9 protein-coding genes are annotated in these 7,986 nt (G+C 62.8%); all 9 read right to left on the bottom strand.

Features of this window, described 5'->3' with window-relative positions; all coding sequences use genetic code 11:
• Positions 1-65 precede the first annotated feature (65 nt).
• A complete protein-coding gene (locus EOA23_RS28910; protein ID WP_126062491.1) occupies positions 66-317 on the bottom strand; it encodes a DUF768 domain-containing protein in 252 nt (83 codons plus the stop codon).
• 389 nt (positions 318-706) lie between these two features.
• A complete protein-coding gene (locus EOA23_RS36645; protein WP_245474375.1) occupies positions 707-844 on the bottom strand; it encodes an FCD domain-containing protein in 138 nt (45 codons plus the stop codon).
• A gap of 16 nt (positions 845-860) precedes the next feature.
• Positions 861-1,382, bottom strand: a complete 522-nt coding sequence (locus tag EOA23_RS28900) for a GNAT family N-acetyltransferase (protein ID WP_127306656.1) — start codon at positions 1,380-1,382, stop codon at positions 861-863.
• A gap of 104 nt (positions 1,383-1,486) precedes the next feature.
• Positions 1,487-2,887 (bottom strand): NAD(P)-dependent oxidoreductase, encoded by a 1,401-nt coding sequence (locus tag EOA23_RS28895; RefSeq protein WP_127306655.1) that lies wholly within the window; start codon positions 2,885-2,887, stop codon positions 1,487-1,489.
• A gap of 419 nt (positions 2,888-3,306) precedes the next feature.
• Complete coding sequence (locus EOA23_RS28890; RefSeq protein WP_127306654.1) at positions 3,307-3,900, bottom strand: DJ-1/PfpI family protein; 594 nt, start codon at positions 3,898-3,900, stop codon at positions 3,307-3,309.
• 76 nt (positions 3,901-3,976) lie between these two features.
• Positions 3,977-4,927, bottom strand: coding sequence for a substrate-binding domain-containing protein (locus EOA23_RS28885; RefSeq protein WP_042640967.1), 951 nt, complete (start codon positions 4,925-4,927; stop codon positions 3,977-3,979).
• Positions 4,928-4,988: 61 nt separating this feature from the next.
• Positions 4,989-5,981 carry an ABC transporter permease gene (locus tag EOA23_RS28880; protein WP_126062495.1) on the bottom strand — a complete coding sequence of 331 codons (993 nt, stop codon included), beginning with the start codon at positions 5,979-5,981 and terminating at the stop codon, positions 4,989-4,991.
• Positions 5,978-7,552 carry a sugar ABC transporter ATP-binding protein gene (locus EOA23_RS28875; protein WP_126062496.1) on the bottom strand — a complete coding sequence of 525 codons (1,575 nt, stop codon included), beginning with the start codon at positions 7,550-7,552 and terminating at the stop codon, positions 5,978-5,980. Before EOA23_RS28875 ends, EOA23_RS28880 begins: the two co-directional genes overlap by 4 nt.
• An 8-nt stretch (positions 7,553-7,560) precedes the next feature.
• Positions 7,561-7,986: FCD domain-containing protein (locus EOA23_RS28870; protein WP_127306653.1), on the bottom strand; the 426-nt coding region annotated here is incomplete at its 5' end.

The raw sequence follows: 7,986 nt of genomic DNA, 5'->3' as shown, positions 1-7,986 counted from the left end.
ACCGCTCACGCTTTTCCTGGAATTGCTCTAAACGATGCCGCCTGCCCGCGCCGGCGCGGGCATTTTCACTCCGCCGGCGTGTCCGGCTTGGCTTCGCTGTTGCCCTCTTCGGCGGCTTCCTCGAGGCGCGACGCGATCAGTTCCTGGATGTCGCCGACCTCTTCCTGGATGTCCTCGAGGAGAATGCCTGCCTCGGCGGCTTTGGCGCAGCACTCCTTGGCGAGAGTCTCGGCCTGCTCGATCTGGATCGGCGAATGCTGGCATTGGACTTTCTCGCCAATCCATCCGCGCAAGAACTCGATCGCATGTTCACTCATACTGCTTCTTCCCTGGCGGCAAAGCCGGTTGGTAGCCATGAACGTCCGCACCCTGCAAAGGATGCATGCCCCATTCGAACCGAGTCGTCCCCTACCGGCAAGACATCTTGGCCATGAGACAAGACATCTTGGCCATGAGACGCAGAGCCGCAGGAATGGAAGGGTTCGAGGTGCACGTTCAGATCATTGAGAATGATGGAATGGTGGGCCGGGATCGACAGAAGGTCGTCTTCGTTGTTTTGCTTGCCTTTTTCTAACTTCGACAGCGCATTTGCATCACAAACCGTATCGCAGCTTCCCGGTCAACGCTGCCCCGGCCCGAGCCGGAGCAGGCGCTATATAGTGACATCCTCTTGCAATGTCGACTCGGGGCTCCGTCATCCGCGCGGCTACCTCCCCAGAAGGTTGCGCTCGATGGTCCTCAGATGCGCCGGCATGGCATCGCTGGCGGCTTCGGAGTCGCGCGCCAGCAACGCATCCAGGGCGAGCTGGTGCTCGCTGCAATAGGTGGCGCGACGCTCTTCCAAGAATGGGTGATCAGCGTTAGGGTGCCTCCCCGCCAGGCAACAATCGCAATCCAATTCCTGCGTCGAGGACAAAACGCTGACAGGGTTCGTCGTCGGACGGGTCAACGAAGCTCTCGACATGCCTGAAGCCGAACTTCGTCAACATCCGCAGCGACGCGAGATTGCGCGCCGCCGCCTCGGCCGTTACCTGCGCAAGCTCCAGGGTTTCAAAGGCGAAGCGGAGGACTTCGCGCACCGCTTCGCTGCCCAGCCCGCGACCCCAGTACGCGCGCGCGAGCACAAATCCCAATGCGGCTGACTTCGCATCGGCTTCGCTGAAGGACAGGGTTACCGTCCCGATCGCGTCCGATACTCCTGCTTGGTCTATGCACCACTGGATCGCCTCGCCGTCAGCAAACCGTTGACGCGAGCGAGCGAGCCATCGCTCGCCCGCTCCTATGTCATCGGGAACGGGATCGCCGGCCAGGGAGGCGGATTCGATATCCGTCGCGCGCGCAAACCATGCCGGGATATCCTGTTCGCTCGGCGCCCGAAGCACGAGCCTCGGCGTCGTTAGCTTCGGAACTCGGACTGGCTGCATAGAAGGCATGTTCGACCCGGGACAGCTCCAATGCAATGGCCCGGCGGCCCAACCGGGTTCGATTATTTTGAAGTAAACGGCCCGGAAAGATGATGTTCGCGCAGCAAGGTCGACAGCCGGTTCGCTGCCTCGATGAAAACCTCGCCTTCCGAAGAGAGCAGCGCCTGGCGTTCTTGGGCGGACGCAGCCAGAAGACGCTCCCAGAATCCGGCCACGACAGCGCCCGCACCGGCCAAGCCGGCGGCAAGCGCCTGGTCCGCGGCGAGTGCCGCGAGGTGCCGGGGCGTAATGCCGCCGATACCGGGAGGGACTTTCGCCCCCATATCGACGAAACCCGGAGGCAACGAGCCTTTCAGATTGGTGACCTGACGCTCGGTGATGACCGCGTGGATCTGGTCGACCGCCTGCTTGGCGCCCGCGACGCGAGAGGGATGATCGGTGTCGGCCGCGGCATGCGGGAGGAGCTCCAGACGCGGGCCATAAGCTTCGACCAGTTTGAGATAGGGCAGCATCGGGCCTGAAAGCGTGCCGCCGTCCCTGAACAGATCCGCATCGATCGCCGCATGGGAAACGCGCCCTGACGCCAGCGCGCGCTCCAGCGCTGCAACATCGACCAGCTCGCCGCGATCATAGTTGACAAGCACGGCGCCGGGGTTGAGGAGAGAGAGGACTTCATCACCAATCAATCCGGCATTGGCGTATCGTTGCGCGCCGGGATCGTAAGCACCGAGGCCAAGGTGGACCGAAAGCGCGTCGGCGCCGCGCGCCGCGTCTTCCATGGTTGCGGCGTAGTCGAAGCCTTCCAGCTCGATCCATTTTTGGTGACGGGGCCGTGCATGAATGGCGACCCGCATGCCGAAAGCCTGGCCGAGCCTGGCGAATTCCCGGCCGATATTGCCATAGCCGATCACCGCCAGTCTTTTGCCTTCGAGCTTCTCGGTCGGATAATGGCGCAGGTCCTTTCCCGTATCGAACTGCCCGCCGGCAACGAGGGCGTTGAGCTTGTCAACTGGAAGGTCAGGCCTGACTTTCAGCAGCGCCTTCATGGCCATCTGCGCGGTGGCGCGGCTGTTGATGCCGGGCGTGTTCATCAGCGGCGCTTCGCCGCCTTCTCCGCTGCCACCGCCCCAGGATGCCGAGCCCATATTGCCGGTGCCGGCGCCGATGCGAACGCCGCCAAAGCGGAACCTGGTCTCGGCCGGAATGAAGGTCGCGGCGGCGATGAGGGCGTCGTAGCGGCCGTCGCCGGCCTCGGCCAGCAATTCGTCGCGCGTGCTCAATTGCGGCTGGTAGAAGAAATGCAGCTTGCCGGGGTCAGGCGCGCGGGCCTTGGCGATGCCTGTATGGTGGAACACGCCACCCTTGGCTTCGATGTAGGCCTTGACCTCGCTATGGTCGGGATTGCCATCGGCCCCAAACCGGAGGCCGACAAAATCGCAGATCAGAATATTGGCTGATGTCATGAGGCGTCGTTTCCGTGCAGCTGTCTCCAGTTACTCCAATCCGTTATGCGATGGAGCAACGTGAAACGGCATATCCGGGTCGCAAGCGAGAGATTTACCGCAGGAGTCTAGAACCTGTCGGCTCCGAGCGGCGACAGACCGACCATCGGTTGGTCGGCCGGAAAGCCGGCCGGATTCGATAATCTCGGGTTCCGCTGCCGTCGAAGAACAGCCACTCTTCGACAGATGAACGATTGGAATCGTTGTGTACTTGGAGCGGTGCGCCTTCCGTCTGGAATCGGCCACCTGCTCCAAGTCTTTCTGCGTCCCGTCAGATCCTAAAGCGCGTCGCGTTTTTCCAGATTGCCCCATGCGCTTTAGGTTTTTGATTTGCGCATGTCTTTATCCCGAAACCGGTTCCCACTTTCGGGAGACATGCTTTACCCGTGCCGGATTTCCGTGCCGAGCACTTTCAGGCATTCCCGGATGAAGGCGGCGAGAGCCGTCCAGCCCTTGGCCGAAACCATCGTGCCGTCGACATAAGCCTCCGTCGGAGACAGGTCGATATAGGTGCCGCCGGCGAGCGTCACTTCCGGCTCGCAGGCCGCCAGCGCACCGACCTTCTTGCCGCGTACGATGCCATCGACCGCGATCAGGATCTGCACGCCGTGGCAGATGGTGAAGATCGGTTTCTTCGTTTCGTGGAAATGACGCACCATCGCCTGAATGCGCTTGTCGGTGCGGATGTATTCCGGTCCGCGGCCGCCGGCGCAATAGACGGCGTCATACTGGTCGAGCTGCTTCTCCGCGTCGGCGAACGTCTTGTTGATCAGGGCATAGTGGCCGAGCTTCTCGGTATAGGTCTGGTCGCCCTCGAAATCGTGCAGCGAGGTCTTGATCACGTCGCCGGCGTTCTTGTCGGGGCAAACGACGTGCACGGTGTGACCAACGGCTTCCATCGCCTGCTGATAGACAAAGATTTCGTATTCCTCGGTGAACTCACCGGTCAGCATCAGTATTTTCTTGGCTGGCATGACTTGTCCTTTCGATTTTTGGGAATGCCAAGGCGCTGCCGCGCCCTGGCTGTCGCAAAGTTCGGTTTGCCGATTGTCAGAAGGGAGAATCCGGGAAGTAGTATTCCTTGGCATTGGCCTGAGTGATCAGCGGCGCATCGAGCTTGACGTGGCCGCGAACCGGGGCCTGGCCGATCAGATTGGCCACAGTCATGTAGACGGCCGTCTTGATCATCGAAGGCGGATAAGGCGTCTCGACGGGCGTCACGGCGTCACCGTCGATCACCTTCTTGACGATGTCCTTCATGCCGTTGCCGCCAAGCGCCAGCTTGATGTCGGTGCGGCCCGACTGCTTGACCGCCTCGAGCACGCCGAGAAGCATGTCGTCGTCATTGGCCCAGACGGCATCGATATGCGGATATTTGGCGAGGTAGTCCTGCATCAGCTTGAACGCCTCGTCGCTGTTCCAATGGGCGTATTGGATGTCGAGCACCTTGATGCCGGTGCCCTTGATCGTGTCCTGGAAACCCTTGATGCGCTCGTCGTCGATCACGGTCGGGATGCCGCGCAGCACTACCACGTCGCCCTTGCCGCCGAGCTTGTCGATCATGAACTTCGCCGTGTTGGCGCCAACCGCGATGTTGTCGCCGGCCAGGTAGAGGTCCTGGATCGAGGCATCGGTCAGGCCGCGGTCGACGACGGTGATGAAGGTGCCCATGTCCTTGATGGCCTTGACCGGCTGGGTCAGTTCCTCCGAGGTGTAGGGCAGGATGACCAGCGCATCGAGCTTGCGGCTGGCTGAAAGGTCCTCCAGCGCGCTGACCTGATCGGCCGCGGATGGCGAGGTCTTCACCACCACCTCGACATCGGGAAAGGCCGCGTTGATTTCCTTGGCGGCGGCCTGGGCGTGATAGACCACGCCAGCCGTCCAGCCATGGTCCGCCGCCGGGATTGACACGGCGACCACCTTCTTGTCGGCCGCCAGCGCCTGGCCGGCGACCATCAACGCGCCGACGGCCACGGCCGCAAACCATTTTCTACTGAACATTACAAACCTCCCAGAGATGAGGACCAATCAAACACAGGCACCCGCCCGGTCCCGAGACGGATTATTTGGAGAAGCGCTGCACGAGCATGGCGATGATGATGATGACGCCCTGAACCGCGGCGACGAGGTATTCGGAAACGAAGTCGGAGAGCACCATCAGGTTGGCGATCAGTTCCAGGATCACCGCGCCGGCGATCGTGCCCCAGATGCGTCCCTTGCCGCCGCGAAGCGCGGTTCCGCCGATGACGACGGCGGTGATGACCTGCAGCTCCCAGAGCTGCCCTGTGGTGGGCGTGGCGGCGCCGAGCCGGGGCACGTAGCAGATGGCCGCGATGGCGACGCACGCTCCCTGGATGACATAGGCAATGGTGCGCGTCTTGATGACCGAGATGCCGGAGTAACGGGCCACGTCCTCGTTGGCGCCGACGGCGGCGCATCTGCGGCCATATTTGGTCTTGTAGAGGACAAAGGCGCCGAGCACCGCGACGATCGCGGAGATCAGGATGGGAATTGGGATCCCGCCCAGGGTTCCGAAATAGACCGGCCGGTATGCCTCGCGCAGCGACTTGTCGATCGGGATCGTGCCGCCGTTCGTCATGTAGGTGATAAGCGCGCGGAAGATGCCCATGGTGCCGAGCGTGGCGATGAACGGCTCAATCTTGCCTACGGTGACGATGACGCCATTGGCCAGGCCGCACAGCAGCCCCGTCACGACCGCGATCGCCATCCCAGCCGGAATGGCCCAGAGGCCGAGGCTCGGCGCCATCATGTTCATGAACATGATGGTGATGCCGGCAATGAAAGCCACCATCGAGCCCACGGACAGGTCCAGGCCGCCCGAGGAGATAACGAATGTCGCGCCAACGGCGATGATGGCGACATAGGCACTGCGCGTGATCACGTTGCTGAGGTTTGTTGCAGACAGGAAGTCGGGATTGACCAGGAATCCCAGCGCAAGCAGCGCCGCAAGAGCAAGAAACGGGCCGGCGTCGGCCCATGAGAATTGGTATTGCCGCTCGCTTCGCGCCGGCGCGGACTGGGTAAGCGCTGTCACTTTGTTCCTCCCTGGGCGACGTGCGCACGCGAGCTGGTTGCCAGCAGCGCGATGTTGCTCTCGGTCATCGTTTCGCCCGAGACTTCGCCGCTGATCCTGCCCTCGCGCATGACGATGACGCGGTCACAGATGCCCACCAGTTCCTGCATCTCCGAGGAAATGACGATGCAGGCTTTGCCCTGCCTCACGAGATCCTGGATGAAGCCGTAGATCTGCGCCTTGTTGGCGATGTCGATGCCGCGGGTCGGCTCGTCGATGATGACGACGGACGGATCGGTCAGGAGCACCTTGGCGAGCAGAAGCTTCTGCTGGTTGCCGCCGGAGAGCTGCCCGGCCCGCGCGCCAAGGCTCTTCAGGCGGATGTCGTAGCTGGAGATTGCCTGCGCCAAGGCCCGCGCTTCGCGATCGCGTCTTACGATGAGACCGGGATGGAAGCTGGTGAGGGCGGACAGAGTAAGGTTCGGCCCGAGACGCTCCTGCAGGAGCAGGCCCTTGCCCTTGCGGTCCTCGGTCAGATAACCGATGCCGGCTTCCATGGCTTCGCGCTGGGAGCGTATCCGAACCGGAGCGCCGTTGAGTTCGACCGCAGCGGTTCCCGGCCGGAGTCCGAGCATTCCTTCGAACAGCTCCGTTCGCCCGGCGCCGATCATTCCGGCGAAGCCGAGAATCTCGCCCTTGTGCACGGTGAACGAGACGTCCTCGACGAAGCCCGGAACCACGGCGTTCCGCACGCTCAGCATCGGCTCGTTTGTCCGCGCCGCCTGCTTTTGGGGATAAAGAGCGTTGAGCTCGCGGCCCACCATCAGCCGCGCCATGTCGATCTGCGTCAGTGTATGGCCCGGATAGGTGCCAACCAATTTGCCGTCGCGCAGGACGCTGACCTTGTCGGCCAGCCGCTGCACCTCGTCGAGCCGGTGGCTGATATAGAGGACCGCGATGCCGCGTGCCTTGAGTTCGAAGATGATGGTGAGGAGACGCTCGACTTCTCCCCCCGTCAGCACGGCTGTCGGCTCATCGAAGATGACCACCCGATGCTCATCGAGCAAGGCGCGGGCTATCTGCACCAGTTGGCGATCCGCCAGCGAGATGTCGCGCACGAGAGACGTGGCCGAGACCTCGCAGCCCAGCTCCGCGAGCTTTGCCGCAGCGAGGCGGCGCATGCGGGCATCATCGACAAGGCCACCCTTGGTGAGCTCGCGGCCGAGGAAAAGATTGTCGGTGACGCTCAGCGCATCGGCGAGCAGGATCTCCTGATGCACCAGGGCGATGCCGGCGGCCTGAGCCTGGTCCGGCCTGCTGAAGCGCACCCGGTGCCCCGCCATGGACAACGTGCCTTCAGTCGGCTCGATGTAGCCGGACAGCAGCCGCATGAATGTCGACTTGCCGGCGCCGTTCTCGCCGATGATCGCATGGATCTCGCCGGGCTGGATGTCGAGCGTGACATCCGACAGCACGGTGACGGCGCCGTACTGCTTGGACAGCCCCTCGGCGCGCAACACCGCAGGGCCAACCGGGATGCCGGCTGCGGGCGCAACAGCGCTATCTCCGTCGATGCGAGCGGCAATGGACATGGGAGCAATTACTCGAAGGCGGGCAGGAGGCGGTCCCGCGAATTCTCAATGTGCACGTGCATCGCCTTCTCGGCGGCATGCGCGTCGCCGGCCGCGAAAGCAGCGAGAATCGCCTCATGCTCGTCCAGCGCTTCTTCGGTGACGCGCGAGTGATACATCAGGCGGAAGATATGGAAGTGCGTATGCTGGTGATTCAGCGTCTCGCGGATGAGCTCGTTCTGCGCGAACTCCATGATTTTGTCGTGGAAGATCGCGTCCTGCCGCGCGAAGTTGGAATAGCGCAGGCGCTCGTCCTTCCCCACCCGCCGCGCCATCACGCCCGCCGCTTCCTGCAACACCGCCAGGCGCTCTTCGTCCAGCGCTGCCGTAGCCTTGGCGGCGGCAGCGGGCTCCAACAGAAGGCGCAGCTCGTACAGCTCGTCAAACCGGCGCCG

This window comes from Mesorhizobium sp. M2A.F.Ca.ET.042.01.1.1 (genome assembly GCF_003997405.1).
Taxonomy (GTDB): Bacteria; Pseudomonadota; Alphaproteobacteria; order Rhizobiales; family Rhizobiaceae; genus Mesorhizobium.
This window is presented reverse-complemented; position numbering and strand designations above follow the sequence as displayed.

Bases quoted from the DNA above. Each gene is read 5' to 3' on its own strand.
- EOA23_RS28885 (WP_042640967.1), bottom strand. From the start codon at position 4,927: ATGTTCAGTAGAAAATGGTTTGCGGCCGTGGCCGTCGGCGCGTTGATG.
- EOA23_RS28890 (WP_127306654.1), bottom strand. From the start codon at position 3,900: ATGCCAGCCAAGAAAATACTGATGCTGACCGGTGAGTTCACCGAGGAA.
- EOA23_RS28910 (WP_126062491.1), bottom strand. From the start codon at position 317: ATGAGTGAACATGCGATCGAGTTCTTGCGCGGATGGATTGGCGAGAAA.
- EOA23_RS28895 (WP_127306655.1), bottom strand. From the start codon at position 2,887: ATGACATCAGCCAATATTCTGATCTGCGATTTTGTCGGCCTCCGGTTT.
- EOA23_RS28875 (WP_126062496.1), bottom strand. From the start codon at position 7,552: ATGTCCATTGCCGCTCGCATCGACGGAGATAGCGCTGTTGCGCCCGCA.